Consider the following 21,901-nt stretch of genomic DNA (forward strand, 5'->3'; position numbering starts at 1 on the left):
GGCGGTCTCCTTAGCTCAGCACCGGGTTCGTTTTGTTGCGATCGATTCCGTACTTCCGCATGGCTTCGAGAACCACGTCATTCTTGACTTCGCCGTCTCGCGCCAGGGCTGCAAGCGCGGTCACCGCCACATAGTAGCGATCCACCTCGAAGTGACTCCGCAGTTTTTCACGGGTGTCACTGCGGCCGAAGCCGTCGGTGCCCAGGGTCAGGAAAGTTTTCGGGATGTAGGCACGTACCTGCTCGGAGAACAGCTTGATATAGTCCGTGGAAGACACCACCGGCCCCTGCTGCTTTTCCAGGCACTGGGCGATGTAGGACTTCTTCTGCGTATCGTCCGGATGCAGACGGTTCCAGCGCTCGACGTGCAGACCGTCGCGGGCCAGCTCGTTAAAGCTGGTTACGCTCCAGACGTCACTGGCTACGCCAAAGTCATCCTTCAGCAGCTGCGCCGCAGCACGAACCTCGTTGAGGATGGCACCGGAGCCGAGCAGCTGAACACGGGAGGCCTTCTTGCCGCCCTTGGCTTCAACGGACTCGATCTGGTACATCCCCTTGATGATGCCCTCTTCCACCTTCTTGCCTTTCGGCATGGCGGGCTGTTCGTAGTTTTCATTCTCGATGGTCAGGTAGTAGAAGACGTTCTGGTTGTCTTCAAACATTTCCTTGATGCCATGCTGAACCACCACGGCCATCTCGTAGCCGTAAGCCGGATCGTAGGACTTACAGCTGGGAATGGTCTGGGCCAGGATGTGGCTGTGACCGTCCTGGTGCTGCAGACCCTCGCCGTTGAGCGTGGTGCGCCCGGCAGTACCACCGATCAGGAAGCCGCGGGCCTGGATGTCACCAGACGCCCAGGCAAGGTCGCCCACCCGCTGGAAGCCGAACATGGAGTAAAAGATGTAGAACGGCACCAGCGGGAAATTGTTGGTGCTGTATGAGGTAGCCGCTGCCATCCAGGCCGCCATGGAACCGTCCTCGTTGATCCCTTCCTCAAGAACCTGGCCCTTCTTGTCTTCCTTGTAGTACATGATCTGTTCACGGTCTTCCGGCACGTATTTCTGGCCTTCCGACGTGTAGATACCGAGCTGGCGGAACATGCCTTCCATACCGAAAGTGCGGGCCTCATCCGGCACGATGGGCACGATCCGCTTGCCGATACGCTTGTCCTTGGTCAGTGCCGTCAGCAGTCGCACAAACGCCATGGTGGTCGAGATCTCGCGACCATTGGAGCCTTCCAGCAAGGTCTTGAAGGTATCCAGCGACGGCACCTGCAGCGGCTGACAGTCCCTGCGGCGCTTGGGATAGAAGCCACCCAGCTCCTGCCTGCGTTTTTTCATGTAGACGATTTCAGGGCTGTCCGGCGCCGGCCGGTAGTAAGGTACGTCCTTGAGCTCTTCGTCTTTGAGCGGCACCGCAAACCGGTCACGGAAGGCCTTGAGCTGATCCATATCCAGTTTCTTCAGCGAGTGCGCGGTGTTCTGGGCTTCGCCCGCATCGCCAAACCCGTAACCCTTGATGGTATGGGCCAGGATGACTGTCGGCCGCCCGCCGTTATTGTGAATGGCACGGTGATAAGCCGCATAAACCTTGTAGGGATCGTGGCCACCGCGGTTGAGCTTGGCGATATCGTCATCGGTGAGGTTCTCCACCATCTTGGACAGCTCCGGATATTTGCCGAAGAAGTGCTTGCGGGTGTAGGCCGGTCCGTTACTCTTGAAGTTCTGCAACTCACCGTCCACGGCCTCGTCCATGACACGCTGCATCAGGCCATCGGTATCCTTCTCGAACAGCGGATCCCACATCCGGCCCCAGACCACTTTCAGCACGTTCCAGCCGGCACCGCGGAAGACGCCTTCCAGCTCCTGGATAATCTTGCCATTGCCCCTTACCGGTCCGTCCAGGCGCTGCAGGTTGCAGTTGACGACAAAGATAAGGTTGCTGAGATTCTCGCGGCCGGCCACGGAGATGGAGCCGAGAGTTTCCGGTTCGTCGCACTCACCGTCACCGACAAAGCACCATACCTTGCGGTCACCCATATCAATCAGCTCACGGCTGTGAAGGTATTTCATCACGTGAGCCTGATAAATCGCCTGAATCGGCCCGAGACCCATGGACACCGTGGGGAATTGCCAGTAATCCGGCATCAGCCAGGGGTGGGGATAAGAGGAAAGGCCGTTGCCATCCACTTCTTCCCGGTATTTGTCCAGCTGCTCTTCCTCAAAACGGCCTTCCAGGTAGGAGCGGGCATAAATGCCCGGCGAGGAATGGCCCTGGAAGTAAACCAGATCCGATTCACGCTTTTCGTCCCCGCCATGGAAGAAGTAGTTAAAGCCGACATCGTACAGTGTAGCTGCCGAGGAGAATGACGATACGTGCCCGCCCAGCTCACCCGGACGCTGATTGGCCCGCAACACCATAGCCATTGCATTCCAGCGGATCAGCGAGCGGATACGACGCTCCATGAACAGGTCACCAGGCATCCGGGCTTCCTGGGTCACCGGTATGGAATTGCGGAATGGTGTGGTGATGGAATAGGGCAACTCAGTGCCGTCGCGGCTGGCTCGCTCGGAAAGCCTCTCGAGAATGTACTTGGCGCGATCAACGCCCTCCTGTTCGATCAGAGACTCCAGCGCATCCAGCCATTCACTGGTCTCTATGGGATCATCATCCTGGTGCATCAAACCTCCCCTTGGCCTTAATAAAGCGCAGCGCGCCACGATCAGCAGCAGAACGCCTTGCAGTGTTGATAAGCTGCGATGGATTGCAGAACGTTTTGTTGTGGGTATTCGCCCGTTAGTTACATTGAACAAGCATAGAACACGATTGCCGGTTTTACTGCCTGAAATGGCCTTGCCGGATCGGCTTTTGGACCTGTGCATTCAGGCAACGACACAATATTCACCTGAATCAACCCGAAAATTACGTAGTATTTTTACTACATTTTGCTGACAAATTTTATTTTTGGCATGGATTTGACTCAGCATTCCGGACTATTTCGGTTAGTTACGTAAGAATGGCGTTTTTTTCATCTTCAGACAAGCATAATCAGACCAATGTCGTAGGATTCCTACCAAGGAAAAGCCTGGCTCAGCGGTTTTATTTAGACCTGAAAATGCTTCTGGTTTTATGTATACTCGGCTGCCCGTTTTTTAACCAGCGGAGCGGTGGCGACTTCCACCCTCCTGAATTTGGCGCATAACCAAAGAGGGCGATCTATGAACTCCATCGTCACGTTCCCGAACCGCATCCCCACTGCCGAGTTCGAAGAGCGGCGCTTCAAGGTCTATACGGACCGCCAGCTCGACAAGATTGACGTCATCCAGAACCTCCCCGAAGAGACCCTGTTTGAAATGAAGGTTGTAGCCAGTGTGCTGCCCTTCCGCGTTAACGAATATGTGATCAACGAGCTGATCAACTGGGACAGGGTGCCCAACGACCCTATCTACCAGCTGGTATTTCCCCAGAAAGGCATGCTGAAGGATGAGCATTACCAGCGCATGGCAACAATGCACCGGGAAGGCGCCGACAAGAAAGAGATCCAGGCGGTGGCGAAGGAAATTCGCGACGAGCTGAACCCGCATCCAGCCGGCCAGATGGAAATGAACATGCCGCAGCTGAATGGCGAGGTCCTGGACGGCGTACAGCACAAGTACCGTGAAACGGTGCTGTTCTTTCCCGCCCAGGGGCAGACCTGCCACTCCTACTGCACCTTCTGTTTCCGCTGGGCCCAGTTTGTGGGCGACAAGGACCTGAAGATGGCCAGCACCGAAGCCGAAAAGCTTCACGGCTACCTGCAGGAGCATACCGAAGTCAGCGACCTGCTGGTGACCGGCGGCGACCCCATGGTGATGAAGACCAAACACCTGGTCCAGTATCTGGAGCCCCTGCTTGAGCCGGAGTTCGATCACATCCAGACCATCCGCATCGGCACCAAGGCCCTTACCTTCTGGCCATATCGCTTTGTCACCGACAAGGACGCGGACGAACTGATCAACCTGTTTGCACGCCTGGTCGATGCCGGCAAGCACGTGGCCATCATGGCTCACTACAACCACTGGCAGGAAATCACCACCGACATCGCCGAAGAGGCCATCCGCCGCCTTCGCGCCACCGGCGCCGAAATCCGTGCCCAGGGACCGCTGATCAAGCACGTAAATGACAACGCCGATGACTGGGCGAAGCTGTGGAACAGGGAAGTGCAACTGGGCATCATCCCCTACTACATGTTTGTAGAAAGGGACACCGGTGCCAAGAACTACTTCGAAGTGCCCCTGGTAGAAGCTTTCCACATCTACCGCGAGGCCATGAAGCAGGTGTCCGGCCTGGCCCGTACCGCCCGCGGCCCGTCAATGAGCGCCGGCCCGGGCAAGGTAGAAGTCCAGGGCATCACCGAGATCAACGGTGAGAAGGTGTTTGTGCTGCGCTTTATCCAGGCCCGCAACCCGGACTGGGTGCAGCGGCCGTTCTTTGCCAAATACAGTGAGACAGCAACCTGGCTACACGAGCTGGAGCCGGCGCTGGGGGAGGACAAGTTCTTCTTTGAGGATGAGTACGAGGAGATGAAGAGGGGGAATGGCTGACCCAATAACGGGCAATGCGATTAACACGTAACGCGCGAGGTCAGATGAAAGCTTTCATCTGACCTCTTTTTCTTTAAAGAGACTTAGTCCACTTTCACCCAACGCTGGCGGTGAGAATAGCCTTTAGTACGATTAATTACATCCGTACCGCGCACATGAGACAACTGGATCTCTTCACCCTCGTCTATAAAAGTTCCATTCAGTTGCTTAAAATCACAGACAGGTCCACAGAAATCCGCTGACAGCTGCGGATCGTCGTAGGCAAAAGTGCCGCTCGTACTTTCAAACTCACAATTGCCGTCAACAAGGTTGAGTTCCTGACCGGACACTTGGATTCCTGTTTCACTGTAGACAAGCGTTTGAATGGCAGTTACATCGGGGCAGCTCAGGTTGGAGGAGGTTACGTCCCAAGTGCCAACCATGTTTTTCGTGTATTCGGCAGCTTCCTTGCGGAAGTAAACTGTAGTGAACGTACCCCACGTGTCGACCGAAACAATGTTGCCATTTATGTCACGGGTCCGCACCTTGTCCGTTTTTGTGCGAACCATCTTATCCATGCCTGGATAGTACTTGACGACTACGACGGAGAACTGCTGAGAATCTAGCTCCCAACTTCCTGCTTCCCAATTAGGGAAATATTTATTCACTTCGTTGAAACTACAAATTCCTTGGTCACAGCCTTTTGCCGGCAGATCATCCGGCGCTGAGGCGTACGCGACTTCCATTCCTGAATACGCTACAGTGTTGCAGCTGACGATCGTGCCGTCGGAACTGCTGTTAAGCTCATCACCAGTCTCTGTGTATCCGTCTCCATCAAAAACAACGGTGGTTTCTGCAACCTCCCCACATTTCTGGCCATCTCGGACAAATGTAGTCTGAGTAAACCAGGTCCCTTTCAAATCCACTTCATTGGCATCAAGCTGGTCAACCGTTGCCTGGAAGTGATTATTTGCCGCCTCTTCCGATATAAGCACCTTGTTATCTGCCGATAAGACATTATCTACAGCCGTCTGTGAGCCAAAAGCATCAGCATCAACATCAAAATCCACCTCAATTCCATCAAGCTCGGCCTGATTTTGAACAGTCTGGGAGATGGTTATTCCGTTATCAGGATTATCATCCTGGTCAAGTGATTGAAGAAAACGAAGAACATTTGCCATTTTGCTGGTGTTGCTGTTCTCGTTAATCATATCCAATGGCGTCATTACATCTGACGCCATGGAACTCCCGACCAAAGAGTTACCTAGAAGAAAGAAGACGACCTCTCCTTCTTGATATTCGAATTCGCCATTTGCGCCCGTCAGACCCGTTTTGGTAGGCGTAACATAACGAAGTCCCTCGACGGCACTGTCCAGAAACGTACCCGTTTTCGTTGTTTGCTCTGTAGTCGTCTGTGAGCTTTCTTCTGTAACAGTGGGCCCATCGCCAGTAGAAGAGCTGGAACCTCCACATCCCGACAGTAAAAATCCACCGAACATCGCCAACACCAACGCCGAGCGCTTAAACTTCATCATCAATAACTCCTTGGTCAGGGAACTCCATGTTGCCCCCTTATTCTATTTTTTTGGGTTTTGCTATTCCTTCAGATAGCTCAGAGAGATTAGCGCATTTAACAATATTGATGATGAAAACTATTGTTAAATGATTGTTTTGCTTAATAAATATACAAATTGACCACGCTTGACCACGAAAAGAAACTTGAGCGTTGGGAGTTTTGTAATGGGGGGAGGCCTCAGTCGGGTTTCGCCTTTGGCTCTACCCGACCTACGGTAACGAAGACTCTTGCGGATCAGTTAATGCATGAGGGTGTACAGTTTGCGCCGATAGGTGCGTACGTCGGGGTTGTTATTGCCCAGCTTGTCGAATAGCTCGATCAGTGTGGTTTTGGCTACTTCGTCCTTGTACTTGCTGTCCACCTGCATCAGGCGGATCAACAGCTCCATGGCCTTGGCATTATTTTCCTGGAGGATGTGATGCAGCGCCAGCAGGTGCAGGGCGTTGGGGTCGTTCGGATCCTTGTCGAGAGCATCCTCCAGCTCCCTGATCGGCGGCAGTTCGGCGGATGCCCTGAGGAACTTGATCCGCGCCGCCAGCTGTTTGGCCTGGTGCTGCATCTTTTCTTCCGGCGGCAAACTGTCCAGTACCTGTTCGGCAGTTTCCAGGTCGCCCAGTTCGGCTTTCAGCTGGGCCAGGTCTATCAGCACCTTCAGATCTTCCGGATCGTTCCGGTTCAGCTCGGTAAGCACCGCCAGGGCCGCTTCCACGTCGCCCTCTTCCCAGAGCCGGTGGGCCCTGTCGTAGGGGGCTTCCTCTTCTTCCGGTATCTCGATGTGCTTGTCGAGAATCTTGCGGACTTCGCTTTCCTGGAGTCCGCCATTGAAGCCGTCAACCGCCTGGCCGTCTTTCACCAGAATCACCGTGGGCAGGCTACGCACCCCCAGACTGGCCGTCAGTTGCTCCTGCTCGTCGGCATTTACCTTGGCCAGCATGAAGCCACCCCGATACTCATCCGCCAGCTTCTCCAGCAGTGGTGTCAACTGCTTGCAGGGTGCACACCACGGCGCCCATACATCGATCAGGATCGGCGTACGGGACGAGGCTTCCATCACATCCTGCTGGAAGTTGTCCATTGTGGCTTCAAAAACATACGGCGAGTTACTCATGGATAGCACCTGAAAGTGAGTTCCTGAAATGTGGTCAACGAATTGTTGTTGGTTTTGGGGGCTGAGGGCGAAAATTCAAGGTTTCCCCGTCATCCTCTGACAATCCGCACAATTACCTGCCGTTACCTTGAAATCATGGCCCGCGCCGCTACATAGGCATTAGGACCGGGAGCACTGCTCCCCGGATCAACATTCCCGGAGGACGCTTGCAAGGTATGAACGACGACAACCGCAACGACTCTTTTGGAGCGCCCGAAGAAGACCTGACCGAGTACATCGGCAAGGACGAAAACAGCAAAAGCCTGGTACTGCCAAAACAGCATATGCCCAGGCGCATGTATGTTTTGCCTGTTTCCAACCGGCCCTTTTTCCCGGCCCAGGTGCAGCCGATTGTGGTTAACCAGAATCCCTGGCAGGAAACCCTGAAGCGGGTGGGAGAAACCGACCACAAGGTGCTGGGTATCTGTTTTGTGGAAGACAGCGATCCCGAACAGGGGATTCCCGGCAGTGAGGAGCTGGAAACCACTGGCTGCGCCGTACGGGTCCACCATGCCCAGGGCGAGGACGGCAAGGTCCAGTTCATCGCCCAGGGGCTGCAGCGTTTTCGCATTACCCAGTGGCTCCGGCGCCGGCCGCCCTACCTGGTAGAGGTGGAGTATCCGGAAGAGCCGGAGGAAGCGGCCGATGAACTCAAAGCCTATACCCTGGCCATCATCAGCTCCATCAAGGATCTGTTGCGCACCAACCCGCTGTACGGTGAAGAGGTGAAGCAGTACCTGTCCCGTTTCGGACCGGACGACAGCTCTCCCCTGGCAGACTTCGGCGCCTCCATGACCAGCGCGCCCGGGCACGAGTTGCAGGAAGTACTGGATACCGTGCCCCTGTTGCGGCGTATGGAGAAAGTGCTGCTGCTGATGGCGAAAGAGCAGGAAGTGGCCCGCCTGCAAAGTGAAATCAGCGAGGAAGTGAACGAGAAGGTTCAGAAACATCAGCGGGAGTTTTTCCTCAAGGAACAACTCAAGGTGATCCAGCGCGAGCTGGGTATGGCCAAGGACGACAAGACCGCCGATGCCGAACGTTTCCGTGAGCGCATGGAAAAACTGAATCCGCCGGTACAGGTGCAGGAACGCTTTGATGATGAGCTCCAGAAACTCCAGGTGCTGGAACAGGGCTCACCGGAATACGGCGTTACCCGCAACTATCTGGACTGGCTCACGCAGGTGCCCTGGGGACTGACGTCGGAAGATCACTTTGATCTCGGCGAAGCCCGCCGCATCCTCGACCGTGACCATGACGGCCTGCACGACGTCAAAGACCGTATCGTCGAATTCCTCGCCGAGGGCACTTTCAAAGGTGAGGTCAGCGGCTCTATTCTTCTGCTGGTGGGCCCTCCCGGCGTGGGCAAGACCTCCATCGGTCACTCCGTCGCCGACGCTCTTGGCCGCAAATTTTATCGCTTCAGTGTCGGCGGCATGCGCGACGAAGCCGAAATCAAGGGCCACCGCCGCACCTACATCGGCGCCATGCCCGGCAAGTTCGTGCAGGCCCTGAAAGACTCGAAGGTGTCCAACCCGGTGATCATGCTGGACGAAATCGACAAGATCGGTGCGTCCTTCCAGGGCGACCCGGCCTCGGCACTGCTGGAAACCCTCGATCCGGAGCAGAACCGGGAATTCCTCGACCACTACCTGGACGTGCGCATGGACCTGTCCAAGGTGCTGTTCATCTGCACCGCCAACCAGCTGGACACCATCCCCCGTCCACTGCTGGACCGTATGGACGTGATTCGCCTGTCCGGTTACATCTCCGAGGAAAAGGTTGCCATAGCCAAGCATTTCCTGATGCCGCGGCTACTGAAGCGGGCCGGCTTGCTGAAAAAGCAGGTGAACATCACCGATGCCGCCATCAAGCAGATCATCGAAGGCTATGCCCGGGAAGCCGGCGTGCGCAGCCTGGAAAAGCTGCTGCACAAAGTCATCCGCAAAGGCATCGTGCGGTTGCTGGAAAACCCTGGCCAGCCAGTGAAGGTGGGCGTATCCGACCTGCAAACCTATCTGGGCCAGCCGGCATTCCGCAAAGAAAAATCCATGAAAGGCGTCGGTGTCGTCACCGGTCTTGCCTGGACAGCCATGGGCGGCGCCACCCTGAGCATTGAAGCCTCACGCATCCACAGCACCCAGCGCGGCTTCAAGCTTACCGGGCAACTGGGGGACGTGATGAAAGAGTCCGCAGAAATCGCTTACAGCCATGTATCCTCTAACCTCAAGCGATTCAAAGCTGACCCGACTTTCTTCGACAAATCCTTCGTGCATCTGCACGTACCGGAGGGCGCCACTCCCAAGGATGGCCCCAGCGCCGGCGTCACCATGGCCACCGCGCTGCTTTCCATCGCCCGCCGCGAGGCACCCCGGCAGAACATCGCCATGACCGGCGAGCTCACCCTGACAGGCCAGGTGCTCCCGGTAGGCGGCATCCGCGAGAAAGTCATCGCCGCCAGACGCCAGAAAATCAGCACCCTGATTCTGCCGGAGGCGAACCGTGGGGATTATGAGGAACTGCCGGAGTATCTGAAGGAAGGGCTGACGGTGAATTTTGCGAAGCAGTACAGTGATGTGTTCCAGGTGTGTTTTGCGGATAAGCCCCGGAAGGGCGCAAGTGTTCATTGAATTAACTGGTCGGACCAGTATGTACCTGCCTTGACGCCCATGAGGGCGTTGTCTTTACTCGAATCAGCGTGAACAAAAAACAAACAGCCGGTGGCCTTTCAGCCACCGGCACCCAACTCGCTGACACAAAGAGAGCGGTACAACAATGAACAAGAAATCCTCGATCTTGGGCGTGGCCATTGGTCTCGCCTGTTTACCCCTTGCCCATGGCCAGTCTGACAATACCCTCGAAAAACTTGGCAATTTCCAGACCACTGGAGATGCCGAATTTACCGTCATCGACCAGAAAAGCGACAGCGCGGCTGCCATCCGCAAAACCCTTGAAAAGATCCGCGTGCCAAAAGGTTTCGAAATCAGCCTTTACGCGCTGGTTCCCGATGCCCGCCACATGGCTGTCGGTCCGCAAGGCGTCGTTACCTTTGTGGGAACCCGCAAAACCGAAGTCTGGGCCGTCACCGACCGGGATAAGGACCGCGTTGCCGACGAAGTCAAGAATTTTGCGCCGTCGGTGGCCAAGTCCGTTCCCAACGGCCCCTGCTTTTCGCCCTCGGGCGTGCTCTACATTGCCGAACAGAACCGGGTTCTGGCCTACCCGGCCGCCGAATTCTTCTACGAGGGCGGTGATGTCGTGGCCGCGGAGGTCATCCCCGGTGGCGAGTTGATTCCTGAAGAGTTCGTCAGTTACAACCACACAGCCAGGGTCTGCGATGTCGGCCCTGACGGCAAGCTCTATATTTCCCTCGGCCAGCCTTACAATGTCGCCCCCAAGGAGCACCTCGACACCTTTGCGGAATGGGGTATTGGCGGTATTATCCGGGTGAATCAGGACGGTACCGGGCGAGAGGTCTACACCCGCGGTGTCCGCAACTCCGTTGGTCATGACTTCAACCCCACTACCGGCGAACTCTGGTTCACGGACAATCAGGTGGACGGTATGGGTGACGATATTCCACCGGGGGAAATCAACCGCCAGACAGCCATGGGACAACACTTTGGCCACCCCTGGTATGGCGGTGGTGATGTTCGCACCAATGAGTACAAGGGCGAGGAAGTCCCCGTGGATGTGGTGTTCCCGGTCTCAGAAACGATCGCTCACGCAGCCGATCTGGGCATGGTGTTCTACAAGGGCAACATGTTTCCGAAGCAGTATCAGGGGGGGATTTTTTCAGCGCAACACGGCTCCTGGAACCGGACCGTGCCCGTGGGTGCCCGGGTGATGTTCACGCCGGTAGATGCCGAGGGCAATGTTGCCGGAGAAACGGTGCCCTTTGCCGAGGGATGGCTGGATGAGAACGGCGAATACCTTGGCCGCCCAGTGGATGTGGCACTGTTGAAAGACGGGTCACTACTGGTCTCGGATGACCTGGCTGGCGCGGTTTATCGAATCGCCTATACCGGTTCGGACTCCTGATGCCACGACCGGGGAGGAGGGTGAAAGTCCCTCCCCGGTCCTCTGGAGATGTCATATGACAAGAATGATCAAAATTGCGTTATCCAGAATATTGGTTATCGCATCTTTTGTAACCGTGATTCCGAGCGCCCATAGCGCAGACCCTGAAGAAGGGCGGAAACTTGCGACCCAATGCAAGACATGTCATGGCCTGGATGGGATTGCAAAAATCCCCGTTGCACCCCACCTTGCCGGCGAAAGCCAGATATATATTGAAAAACAACTCAAGGCTTTCCGCAGTGGCAAGCGGGAGAACGACATGATGTCTGTGGTGGCAAAAAACCTCACAGACCAGCAAATTTCAGACCTTGCAGCCTGGTACCAATCTATTGAAATTACCGCAAAGATGCCGGAATAACTATTGTGACCGATATCAGTCTCTCAGGACTGTTCATCGGCCTTCCAGCCATCGTCCTTCAGGACTGACCCTACGGTTAGCAGAGGCGCGGCATCAATATTATCCGCATCCATCATATTGGCAACCCGCTGAAGTGAGGCCAGAATCATGGTCTGTTCCCATTCCGCCAGGCTCTGGAACTTCCGTATGAATTCCTCCTGAAGCGGATTTGGGGCGCGGGAGAGGATATCCGCCCCCTCTTCCGTCAGGTGCGCATGCACTTTTCGCTTGTCCCGGGTACTGCGAACCCGGTAAACCAGCTTGCGAAGCTCCAGCCTGTCCAGAATGGTGGTCACCGTCGCCTGGCTCAGGCTGACCGTGTCAGCAATGGTGCCAATGGTCACCTCACCCAGGTCACGAATGCTACGCATGATGAGCAGCTGCGGACCCGTCAGTCCCGCATGCTTGCTCAGGCGTTTGGAATGCAGGTCTGTTGCACGAATGACCCGGCGCAACGCCACCAAAACCTCTTCATAATTATTCAACGCACCACTCCGCTTGATGTCTGCCAGATTCTTTATACCACTAACTATTAGAGGTCTTTGCTCCCCATATTGCAAGCCGCAGCAACCGTAACCCAGGGCATCTATTACACTGACCTGCCGGCACTTTCCAGAATCTCGCAGAATCTCGGCATTTTTCCGGCAGTCACTATGCTAAGGTCACCATCCTGTTGAATTTAAGCAAACGGACATGGCCAGATGGACACCCGAATACACCAGATTTTCTCCCATTTCCCCTTCGGAAAACGCCTGACAATACTCGCCGCCTCATGCCTTCTGGCGCTGCTTTTCAGTGCCGGAACCCTGGCACAGGACCCCGGCGAGGACCTCACCGCTGACGATGTGCAGCAGAGGATCGACACCCTCGAAGAGCCCATGTATACGCCCTTTGTCGAGCTTTACCTGCTGGAGGAAAGCAAGGCCCTGCGCAAGGAAATGATGAACACCCGGGCCGAGCTGATTGAGAAGGTGGTCGACAAGGAGCTGTCGGTGGCGGACAAGACCATGTCCTACGCTACGGATACGGTCACCTATTTCTTCTACCTGATCGCCGGCGCCACTTCCATTCTGGTGATGGTCGGCTGGAATTCCATTCGCGACATGCGTAACCAGCTCACGACCCTGGCCGAAAAACGTGTCAATGAACTGGTGGTGGAGTATGAGAAACGGCTGGAGTTCATCGAGGATCAGCTCAGGCAGAAATCCGATATCATCCAGCAGAACCAGGCGGAAATTGAACGCACCAACGAAGTGCACTCCCTGTGGCTGAAAGCCAGCCAGGAGACGTCCCAGCAGAACAAGATTTCTGCCTATGACACCATTCTGGACCTTCGCCCGGACGATGTGGAAGCACTCAGTTACAAAGCCGATGCAGTCCTGGAGATGCAGGAGCCCTTGTGGGCCATCAGTCTTTGTCAGCGCGCGCTGAAACTCGCGCCGGATAACGGCCATGCCCATTACCAGCTGGCCTGCGCCTATGCCGAGATCGGCCGCTGGGAAGATGCGGTGGCAACGTTGCAGAAAGCCATTGATATTTCCGAGGCTTACAAAGACGACGCTTCAGTTGACCCCAGCTTCGAACAGCTGCGGGATCACGAAAGCTTCCGGAAACTGATCTTTCCGCAAGACGAGACCCAGTCCGACACCTGACTGCTTGACAAGGAAGCATGTGTGGTGTTTGTTTACATCTCTGAGAACATAAGAATAACCCTGAGACAGGACACACCCAATGAGTACATCAGTCAAAAAACTCGTAACTGCTATTGGCGCTTCTATCGCGGTAATGGGCGCAGGCCACGCTGCCGCTGAAATCAAGATCGGTATCGCGGGGCCAATGACCGGCCCTGTCGCCCAGTACGGTGATATGCAATTTTCCGGTGCCCGCATGGCGATCGAACAGATCAACGCCGACGGCGGTGTCATGGGAGAGGAACTCGTTGGCGTTGAATACGACGACGTATGTGACCCGAAGCAGGCGGTAACCGTTGCCAATAACATGGTGAACGATGGCGTGCGGTTCGTGGTTGGACACCTTTGTTCCAGTTCCACCCAGCCAGCGTCGGACATTTACGAGGATGAAGGCATCCTGATGATTACACCGGCATCCACCAGCCCGGAGATTACCCAGCGTGGTTACGAGATGGTGTTCCGCACCATCGGCCTCGACAGCATGCAGGGCCCGGTTGCCGCCAATTATCTGATCAGCCAGGAGCCGGAGCGCGTTGCTGTTATTCACGACAAGCAGCAGTACGGTGAAGGCATCGCCACGGCGGTACGGGACACCCTTGAAGAGGGTGGTGTTGAAGTGGCAATGTTTGAAGGCATTACTGCCGGCGACAAGGACTTCTCCTCACTGGTTACCAAGCTGCGGCAGGCGGATGTGGACTACGTCTATTACGGTGGCTACCATCCGGAACTGGGCCTGATCCTGCGTCAGGCGCGCCAGGCCGATCTGGACACCACTTTCATGGGCCCGGAAGGCGTTGGCAACAAGGACATCAACACCATAGCCGGCGAAGCAGCTGAAGGCCTGCTGGTCACCCTGCCGCCGAGCTTCGACGAAAAAGAGGAAAACCAGGAACTGGTCGAGGCCTTTGAAGAGAAGGGCGAAGACCCCTCCGGTCCCTTTGTACTTACCTCCTACACTGCCGTACAGCTGATTGCCGAGGGCATTGAAGCCGCCGGGTCCAAAGACCCGTTCGAGGTCGCCGAAGCTCTGCGGGAGGGCACCTTCGAGACGCCAATCGGTACCGTTGAGTATGACAGCAAGGGCGATATGGAGTCGTTCGAGTTTGTTGTCTACGAATGGCATTCAGATGGCAGCAAAACTCCGGTAAACTGAGCCAAAATCGTTAACAAACGGTAATCATGAGAACACCTTCTCACCGCGATCCGGGAGAAGGTGTTTTTCTAGGCTCCTGTTGATCCTGTAATCAGTGCGCCCGGCACCCCGGGGCCATGCCTGATCGCAGTGAAGGGGGCAGGCTATCGGAGTCCCACACAGATGCAAGATCTCCTTTATTTCATTCAGCAGCTCATTAACGGGCTGACGATCGGGAGCACCTATGCCCTGATCGCCATCGGTTACACGATGGTTTACGGCATCATCGGCATGATCAACTTTGCCCATGGTGAGATCTACATGATTGGCGCCTACACCTCGCTGATCGCGATTACCGGCCTTGCCGCCCTGGGTATCGCCTGGCTGCCACTGGTACTGATTGTGGCACTGATTTGCGCGATGATCGTCTCCAGCTCAATGGGCTGGGCTGTCGAACGGGTCGCATACCGGCCAGTTCGCGGAAAACACAGGCTGATTCCGCTGATCTCGGCCATCGGCATGTCCATCTTCCTCCAGAACTACGTCCACCTGGCACAAGGATCCCGCAACATCGGTTTCCCTGCGCTGATTGAGGGCGGTTTCCAGTTCGGTGCCGAAGACTCGTTCCAGACTTCGGTTTCCTACATACAGATCATGATCTTCGCTACCACCCTGGTTTGCATGACCGTCCTCTCCCTGTTCATATCCCGATCCCGCATTGGTCGTGCCTGCCGTGCCGTATCCCAGGATCTGGGGATGGCCAACCTGCTTGGCATCGATACCAACCGCATCATATCGGCAACATTTGTGATTGGTGCCGCGCTGGCAGCAGTCGCCGGCCTGCTTCTGGGCATGTACTACGGCTCCATCGACCCGCTGTTCGGATTCATCGCCGGGCTCAAGGCCTTCACGGCTGCGGTGCTTGGGGGCATTGGAAGCATTCCCGGCGCCATGCTCGGCGGGCTCATTCTCGGGGTTGCCGAGAGCATGACCTCGGGTTATCTCAGTGGTGAGTACAAGGACGTGGTGTCCTTCGCACTGTTGATTCTGATTCTGCTGTTCAAACCCACCGGCCTGCTTGGTAAACCGGAGGTTGAAAAGATCTGATGGCTGCTCATAACCTGAAACACGCGCTGTTTTGCGCCATTATCACTCTGGTAATCTCCTATCCCATTCTGGGTTTCAACCTCGAGAGCGAGGGCACTTCAATCATCCTGGAAGGGGCCGGGGCGACCACGATCCTGGGCGTACTGCTGGCTGCAGTGATTGTCTTCCTGTTCCAGCTGTTCCGGGATAGCGTGATGGGCTCATTGCGCCAGTTACCCGCCATCAATCCCCTTGCCAACCGCAAGCCCATGGAGCAGAGCAAACGGCTCAGGCTGGAGTCCACCCTGCTCACACTGATGATTATCGGGGCACTTATCTGGCCTTTCCTTGCTTCACGCGGCGCCGTGGACCTGGCGACCCTGGTGCTTATCTACATCATGCTGGCGCTGGGCCTGAATGTGGTGGTGGGTCTGGCTGGCCTGCTGGACCTGGGCTACGTGGCTTTCTATGCCGTTGGCGCCTACACCTTCGCGCTGCTGTCCCAGTACTACGGCGTCTCCTTCTGGTTCGCCCTGCCCATCGGTGCCTTGCTTGCTGCGCTGTTCGGGCTGGTGCTCGGCTTTCCGGTACTGCGATTGCGGGGGGATTATCTGGCGATCGTGACCCTCGGCTTCGGCGAGATCATCCGCATCCTGCTGAACAATATGACCAGCCTGACCGGTGGTCCCAACGGTATCGGCGGCATTCCCGACCCGACCCTGTTCGGCATGGAATTCGGTCGCCGGGTCAAGGAGGAAGGCAACACGTCTTTCCACGAAACCTTCGGCATTGCCTACAGCGGTGAGCACAAGGTGATCTTCCTGTACCTGATTGCCCTGGTGCTGGCCGTGATCACCGCTGTCGCCATCCGCCGCCTGATGCGCATGCCGGTGGGCCGTGCCTGGGAAGCCCTGCGGGAAGACGAGATTGCCGCCAAGTCCCTGGGCCTGAGCCGTACCGCGGTGAAGCTGTCTGCGTTCACTATCGGTGCCTTCTTTGCCGGCTTTGCGGGCACCGTGTTTGCCTCCAAGCAGGGCTTTATCAGCCCGGAGTCGTTCGTGTTCCTGGAATCGGCCATTATCCTGGCCATTGTGGTGCTCGGTGGCATGGGCTCCCAGATGGGCGTAATCCTCGCAGCCATCGCCGTCACCATCCTGCCGGAACTGGCACGGGAGTTCTCCGAATACCGGATGCTGATTTTCGGTGCCGCCATGGTGCTGATGATGGTCTGGCGGCCCCAGGGCCTGATGCCCATGCGACGCATCCATATCGAACTGAAACGGCAGGAGTGACGGATAATGCTTGAAGTACAGAATCTGTCGATGCGCTTCGGCGGGCTGCTGGCGGTGGACCAGGTATCGCTGGACGTACAGGAACACGAAATTGTGGCGATTATCGGCCCCAACGGGGCCGGTAAAACCACGGTCTTCAACTGCATGAGCGGTTTCTACAAGCCTACCGGTGGCAAGATCCTTTTTGAAGGACGTGAGATTCAGGGCAAGCCGGACTACAGAATTTCCCGCCTTGGCCTGGTGCGGACCTTCCAGCACGTGCGGCTTTTCAGCCGCATGACGGTCGTTGAGAACCTGCTGGTGGCCCAGCACCGTCACCTCAACACCAACCTGCTCTCGGGTATTCTCAAAACGCCCAACTACCGCGAAAAGGAGCAGAAATCCCTGGACCGTGCGGCTTACTGGCTGGACCGGGTCGGCCTCACGGATATGGCCAACCGCGATGCCGGCAACCTCGCCTATGGCCAGCAGCGACGGCTGGAAATTGCCCGCTGCATGGTCACCGAGCCCAGGCTGCTGATGCTGGACGAGCCGGCTGCCGGCCTTAACCCCGCGGAAACCAAGGACCTCAACCAACTGATCATCAGTCTGAAGGAAGACTACAACGTTTCCGTGGTGCTGATTGAACACGACATGAGTCTGGTGATGGATATCTCCGATCGCATCAATGTGATCAACCAGGGCCGCCCCCTGGCCACAGGTACGCCGGATGAGATCCGCCGCAACGATGACGTTATCAAAGCCTATCTGGGTGAGGCCTGAGGAAAAACCATGCTTGTACTAGAAGACGTCCATACCCATTACGGCAAGATCGAGGCACTTCACGGTGTCTCTGTGGAAGTAGAGAAAGGTGAGATTGTGTCCCTGATCGGTGCCAACGGCGCCGGCAAAACCACGCTGCTGATGACCGTCTGCGGCAACCCCCAGGCCACATCCGGCCGGGTCATTTTTCAGGGGCGGGATATAACCCGGGAGATGACGTCCAACATCATGCGCTCGGGCATCGCCATTGTGCCTGAAGGCAGGCGCGTATTTTCCGGCCTGACCGTGGAAGAAAACCTCCATATGGGCGGCTTCTTCAACACCAAACCGGAAATCCGCAAAAGCCAGGACCACGTCTACGAGCTGTTTCCGCGCCTGAAAGAGCGGGAACACCAGCGAGCCGGCACCATGTCGGGCGGAGAACAGCAGATGCTGGCCATCGGCCGCGCACTGATGAGCAGACCCAACATGATCATCCTGGACGAGCCCTCTCTGGGGCTGGCACCGCTGGTGATCAAGCAGATCTTCGAGATCATCGGCAAGCTGCGTGAGGAAGGCATTACCGTGTTCCTGGTGGAACAGAACGCGCACCAGGCCCTGAACTTGGCAGACCGGGGCTATGTTCTTGAGACAGGCCGCATCCGTTTACACGATACCGGTAAAAACCTGCTCGCCAACCCGGATGTTCAGAATGCCTACCTGGGAGGTTAACGGAGTCATCTTTGTAATTTGCCTTCCTGATATATGAACTATACTCAGACGTAACGGTCGACCTGTCTCCACGGCAAATCAGTCAGGGCCGTTAGCGCGCCGCCCCGGCACCGTCCGAGGCGCTGCGGCGCGTTTGCGACGACAGCTAAATCAAACAAGGAGTGGATAATGAAAAAACTGATCGCAGGTGCACTGCTCATGGGTGCTTCCACCCTCGCTTTCGCCCAGCCTGGTTGCGGCGTTGGCGCCATGATCTGGAAAGGACAGTCCGGCATCGCCCCCCACGTTCTGGCGGCAACCACCAACGCTACCTTTGGTAACCAGACCCTCGGTATGACCACCGGAACCCTCGGCTGCCAGACCAACCAGTCTGTGCAATCCATGGCCATGTACATGGAAAGCAACATCGACAAGGTGGCCCGTGACATGTCCCGCGGCTCCGGCGAGAACCTGGATACCGTGGCCGTGCTGCTGGGTGTCGAGGAAGCCGACCGTGATTCATTCCGCAGGGTTCTGCAGGATAACTTCGCGACCATCTTCCCGTCTTCGGACACCACATCCGGTGAAGCGGTGGACGCCATCGTAGCACTGCTGGAACAGAATGAATCGCTGAGCAAGTATGTAGCTGCCTGATTCTCCCGGCTTGTAACAGGAATCGACGTGCCAAGGACGGCGCAACCGCTATCGAGATACCCATCCGTCTTTCAACCCGGAACTGACTGACCATCCATGCGCACTTCGCTTCGGTTCGCGCTGGCCCTGCTTTGGCTGGCAACAGGTTTTAACGCGTACGCCAACCCGCTGCCAGACCCAGGAGATCTCCACCAACAACCTGCATGGCTGACCCTCGTCCACTACCAGTCTGAGCGCTTCGGTGACCGCTACATCAGCCAGGCCGATGATGACAGTTTCTTCCTCAGTGAGCGGGGCAAAACCTCTCCCAAAGCAGAGCTTGATGCCACACTGAAAGCGATCACCCAACCCGGAAGCGGCGATAACCACGCCCGCTGCCGTTTCCCGGCCAGGGATCGCTGGCTCAGACAGCAACTGGATTTGCCACAGCAACCGGCCGATTGCCCTGCCTACGAGGAATGGACTGAAGAGCTGAATACGGAAACTGTAACTCTGGTATTTGCAGCTTCCTACCTCAACAGCCCGTCGTCGATGTTTGGCCATACCTTCCTGCGCCTTGATCCGCCCCAGGAAGACGAGGAAACCAATCTGATTCTGGCCAACACCATTTCTTACGCTGCCGACGCTGCCGCCCACGACAACGAGATCATGTTTGCCTACAAAGGCATATTCGGCGGCTACCCGGGCATCACCTCCATCCAGCCCTATTACGAAAAGATCCGCCTCTATTCCGATATCGAACATCGGGACCTTTGGGAGTACCAGCTCAACCTGACCCAGACAGAAGTCGATATGATGCTGGCCCACACCTGGGAGATCCGCGACCGTAACTTCGACTATTATTTCTTCGACGAGAACTGTGCCTACCGGCTGCTGGCCCTGATCGACGCTGCCCGCCCCGGCACCAATCTGCTGGACGAAGTCGGCACCCACGCCATTCCCTCCGACACCGTCCGCTGGGTAGTTGACCGGGGTCTGGTGGAGGAGGTTTACTACAGACCCTCTGCAGCAACCAGCGTCAGCCACAGCATCGACTCCCTGCCCGGCGATCACCAGACCCTCGCTGCCGCCATTGCCAACGGCTACGTGGCTGCAGACGCGCCGGAGGTAAGAGCATTAAGCGATGAAGACCGGGCCCGGGTACTGGACACCACCTATGACTATGTCCGTTACCAGAGCGAGGCCGACGGCTGGCCCCGTGAACATGCGGCGCCCCTGTCGCACGATCTACTGCGGGAACGCAGTCAGATTCGTGACGTGGCCGTCGAGGACGGCCCACCCAATCCTGCCATCCGTGATGATCAGGGCCACGATACCTTCCGCGCCAGTGTCAGCGGCGGGCAACTGGGGGATCGCAACTTCACTGAGCTCACCCTTCGTCCGGCCTATCACGACATTCTCGACCCGCCCGCCGGCTATCGCAGCGGCGCCCAGCTTCAGTTCCTGCGCCTGGACGCCCGTCTGTATACCGACAATAACGAATTGCAGATCGAACAGCTGACTGGCGTGGAGATCCGTTCGCTTTCGCCCCGCAACCAGTTCTTCTCGCCATTATCCTGGCAGGTCGGCTTCGGTGGCCGCCGCACGGACACCGAAAACAACCGCGTTTTTACCCCCTATCTGGAAGGGGGTGCCGGCGGCAGCTGGCAACTGGCCAGGGGAACCCAGGCCTTCGCCATTGCCACCGCTGATCTGGAAATCGACGACGACCTGCGTCGGGGCTACGATGTTGCTCCGGGCGCCGACCTGGGCCTGTTTCACCAGAACAACCAGTTCAGCCTTCTGGCTGGTGTGAAAACCAGGGCCTGGATCGTCAGCAGCCAGCATCGACAGGACCAGGCCTATCTGGAAGCCAACTGGCACTTCGGACGGGAGTTCAGCCTGTTCGGAAAATTCAGCCGTGAAGACCACTACGACAGGTACCGCAGCACATGGCAACTCGGACTCCACGCCTACTTCTGAAAACATTCGCCGGCACCGCTGCCGCCTTCATTTTGCTACTGCAGGCCGGCTGCAGCAGTCTGTTCTTCTATCCCGACCAGGTCATTTACGTTACCCCGGACCGCCTGAACCTGGAATATGAAGACGTATTCCTGAACACCGCGGACGGCGAGACTCTCCATGGCTGGTGGCTGCCCGCAAAATCGGAGCCCAAAGGCACCGTCTATTTTCTCCACGGCAATGCCCAGAACATCAGCAGCCACATCATGAACGTCGCCTGGCTCCCCGAAAAGCGCTACAACGTATTCCTTATCGACTACCGGGGATATGGCCGCTCAACCGGAGCACCGGACATAGAGGGCAGCCTGCACGATGCCGAGACCGGCCTGCGGTGGCTGACTGACCAGCCGGACATACAGAACCGGCCACTGTTCCTGCTGGGCCAGAGCCTCGGCGGAGCACTGGGCACCAACCTGGCCAGCGAATGGGTAAAACGCAACGAACAACCGCCGCTGGATGGCGTAATCCTCGACGGCACCTTCTCCGGGTTCCGCAGCATTGCCCGTGAGAAACTGGGCGACTTCTGGCTTACATGGCCACTGCAGATTCCCCTGAGCTGGACAGTTACTGACGAATATGAAACCTATGAGCACATCGGGAATATCAGCCCCGTGCCGGTAATGGTGATCCACAGTGTCCGCGATGGCATTATCCCGTTTCATCATGGGCGGCGGTTGTATGAGGCTGCGGAAGAGCCCAAGGAATTTCTGCGGACGGATACGGGCCATGGGGCGACGTTTGTGATTCCGGGATATCAGGCAGCGGTGCTTGGATTTATGGATGCTAATGGTGAATAGGGGGCCTGGGTTTGTCGGATTACGGCTTTGCCTAATCC

Annotated in this window: 17 protein-coding genes; 13 read left to right on the forward strand and 4 right to left on the reverse strand. The window is 56.8% G+C overall.

Annotation, left to right across the window (positions count from 1 at the left end; genetic code table 11):
* Positions 1 to 10: 10 nt before the first annotated feature.
* A complete protein-coding gene (gene aceE / locus DIT72_RS02590) occupies positions 11 to 2,680 on the reverse strand; it encodes a pyruvate dehydrogenase (acetyl-transferring), homodimeric type (RefSeq protein WP_135953634.1) in 2,670 nt (889 codons plus the stop codon).
* Positions 2,681 to 3,217: 537 nt separating this feature from the next.
* Here aceE and DIT72_RS02595 point away from each other — a divergent pair.
* On the forward strand, positions 3,218 to 4,582 hold the full coding sequence (locus DIT72_RS02595) for a KamA family radical SAM protein (protein WP_135953635.1): 1,365 nt from the start codon (positions 3,218 to 3,220) through the stop codon (positions 4,580 to 4,582).
* Positions 4,583 to 4,665: 83 nt separating this feature from the next.
* Here DIT72_RS02595 and DIT72_RS02600 read toward each other — a convergent pair whose 3' ends face one another.
* A complete protein-coding gene (locus tag DIT72_RS02600; RefSeq protein WP_135953636.1) occupies positions 4,666 to 6,096 on the reverse strand; it encodes a hypothetical protein in 1,431 nt (476 codons plus the stop codon).
* Between the two features lie 279 nt (positions 6,097 to 6,375).
* On the reverse strand, positions 6,376 to 7,245 hold the full coding sequence (locus DIT72_RS02605) for a tetratricopeptide repeat protein (RefSeq protein WP_135953637.1): 870 nt from the start codon (positions 7,243 to 7,245) through the stop codon (positions 6,376 to 6,378).
* Positions 7,246 to 7,460: 215 nt separating this feature from the next.
* Here DIT72_RS02605 and lon point away from each other — a divergent pair, with 215 nt between their 5' ends.
* The 3 genes from lon (at position 7,461) to DIT72_RS02620 (ending at position 11,719) form a co-directional block, all read left to right on the forward strand.
* Positions 7,461 to 9,911 (forward strand): endopeptidase La, encoded by a 2,451-nt coding sequence (lon, locus tag DIT72_RS02610; protein WP_135953638.1) that lies wholly within the window; start codon positions 7,461 to 7,463, stop codon positions 9,909 to 9,911.
* Positions 9,912 to 10,056: 145 nt separating this feature from the next.
* Positions 10,057 to 11,322, forward strand: coding sequence for a PQQ-dependent sugar dehydrogenase (locus DIT72_RS02615; RefSeq protein WP_135953639.1), 1,266 nt, complete (start codon positions 10,057 to 10,059; stop codon positions 11,320 to 11,322).
* 55 nt (positions 11,323 to 11,377) lie between these two features.
* Entirely contained in the window at positions 11,378 to 11,719 is a 342-nt protein-coding gene (locus DIT72_RS02620) for a c-type cytochrome (RefSeq protein ID WP_228260713.1), read from the forward strand.
* A 23-nt stretch (positions 11,720 to 11,742) separates the two neighbouring features.
* Here the strand turns inward: DIT72_RS02620 and DIT72_RS02625 are convergent, their stop codons facing one another.
* The gene (locus DIT72_RS02625) at positions 11,743 to 12,243 is read right to left on the reverse strand and encodes a MarR family winged helix-turn-helix transcriptional regulator (RefSeq protein ID WP_135953640.1); all 501 of its coding nucleotides are present in this window, start codon (positions 12,241 to 12,243) and stop codon (positions 11,743 to 11,745) included.
* Between the two features lie 216 nt (positions 12,244 to 12,459).
* Between DIT72_RS02625 and DIT72_RS02630 the strand changes: the two genes are divergently transcribed.
* The 9 genes from DIT72_RS02630 (at position 12,460) to DIT72_RS02670 (ending at position 21,863) form a co-directional block, all read left to right on the forward strand.
* Positions 12,460 to 13,410 (forward strand): tetratricopeptide repeat protein, encoded by a 951-nt coding sequence (locus tag DIT72_RS02630; protein ID WP_135953641.1) that lies wholly within the window; start codon positions 12,460 to 12,462, stop codon positions 13,408 to 13,410.
* Positions 13,411 to 13,489: 79 nt separating this feature from the next.
* Complete coding sequence (locus tag DIT72_RS02635; RefSeq protein ID WP_135953642.1) at positions 13,490 to 14,602, forward strand: branched-chain amino acid ABC transporter substrate-binding protein; 1,113 nt, start codon at positions 13,490 to 13,492, stop codon at positions 14,600 to 14,602.
* A gap of 162 nt (positions 14,603 to 14,764) precedes the next feature.
* Positions 14,765 to 15,688: a high-affinity branched-chain amino acid ABC transporter permease LivH gene (livH, locus tag DIT72_RS02640; RefSeq protein ID WP_135953643.1), complete on the forward strand. Its 924-nt coding sequence runs from the start codon at positions 14,765 to 14,767 to the stop codon at positions 15,686 to 15,688.
* A complete protein-coding gene (locus tag DIT72_RS02645) occupies positions 15,688 to 16,959 on the forward strand; it encodes a high-affinity branched-chain amino acid ABC transporter permease LivM (protein ID WP_135953644.1) in 1,272 nt (423 codons plus the stop codon). Before livH ends, DIT72_RS02645 begins: the two co-directional genes overlap by 1 nt.
* Before the next feature lie 6 nt (positions 16,960 to 16,965).
* Positions 16,966 to 17,721, forward strand: a complete 756-nt coding sequence (livG, locus tag DIT72_RS02650; RefSeq protein WP_135953645.1) for a high-affinity branched-chain amino acid ABC transporter ATP-binding protein LivG — start codon at positions 16,966 to 16,968, stop codon at positions 17,719 to 17,721.
* Positions 17,722 to 17,730: 9 nt separating this feature from the next.
* Entirely contained in the window at positions 17,731 to 18,432 is a 702-nt protein-coding gene (locus tag DIT72_RS02655) for an ABC transporter ATP-binding protein (RefSeq protein WP_135953646.1), read from the forward strand.
* Positions 18,433 to 18,600: 168 nt separating this feature from the next.
* A complete protein-coding gene (locus DIT72_RS02660; RefSeq protein WP_135953647.1) occupies positions 18,601 to 19,065 on the forward strand; it encodes a DUF3015 domain-containing protein in 465 nt (154 codons plus the stop codon).
* 96 nt (positions 19,066 to 19,161) lie between these two features.
* The gene (locus DIT72_RS02665) at positions 19,162 to 21,027 is read left to right on the forward strand and encodes an Lnb N-terminal periplasmic domain-containing protein (protein ID WP_135953648.1); all 1,866 of its coding nucleotides are present in this window, start codon (positions 19,162 to 19,164) and stop codon (positions 21,025 to 21,027) included.
* Positions 20,997 to 21,863 (forward strand): alpha/beta hydrolase, encoded by an 867-nt coding sequence (locus tag DIT72_RS02670; protein ID WP_135953649.1) that lies wholly within the window; start codon positions 20,997 to 20,999, stop codon positions 21,861 to 21,863. Before DIT72_RS02665 ends, DIT72_RS02670 begins: the two co-directional genes overlap by 31 nt.
* The last annotated feature ends 38 nt before the right edge of the window (positions 21,864 to 21,901 follow it).

Origin of the sequence: Marinobacter orientalis (genome assembly GCF_004792665.1) — a bacterium.
GTDB classification, from domain to species: domain Bacteria; phylum Pseudomonadota; class Gammaproteobacteria; order Pseudomonadales; family Oleiphilaceae; genus Marinobacter; species Marinobacter orientalis.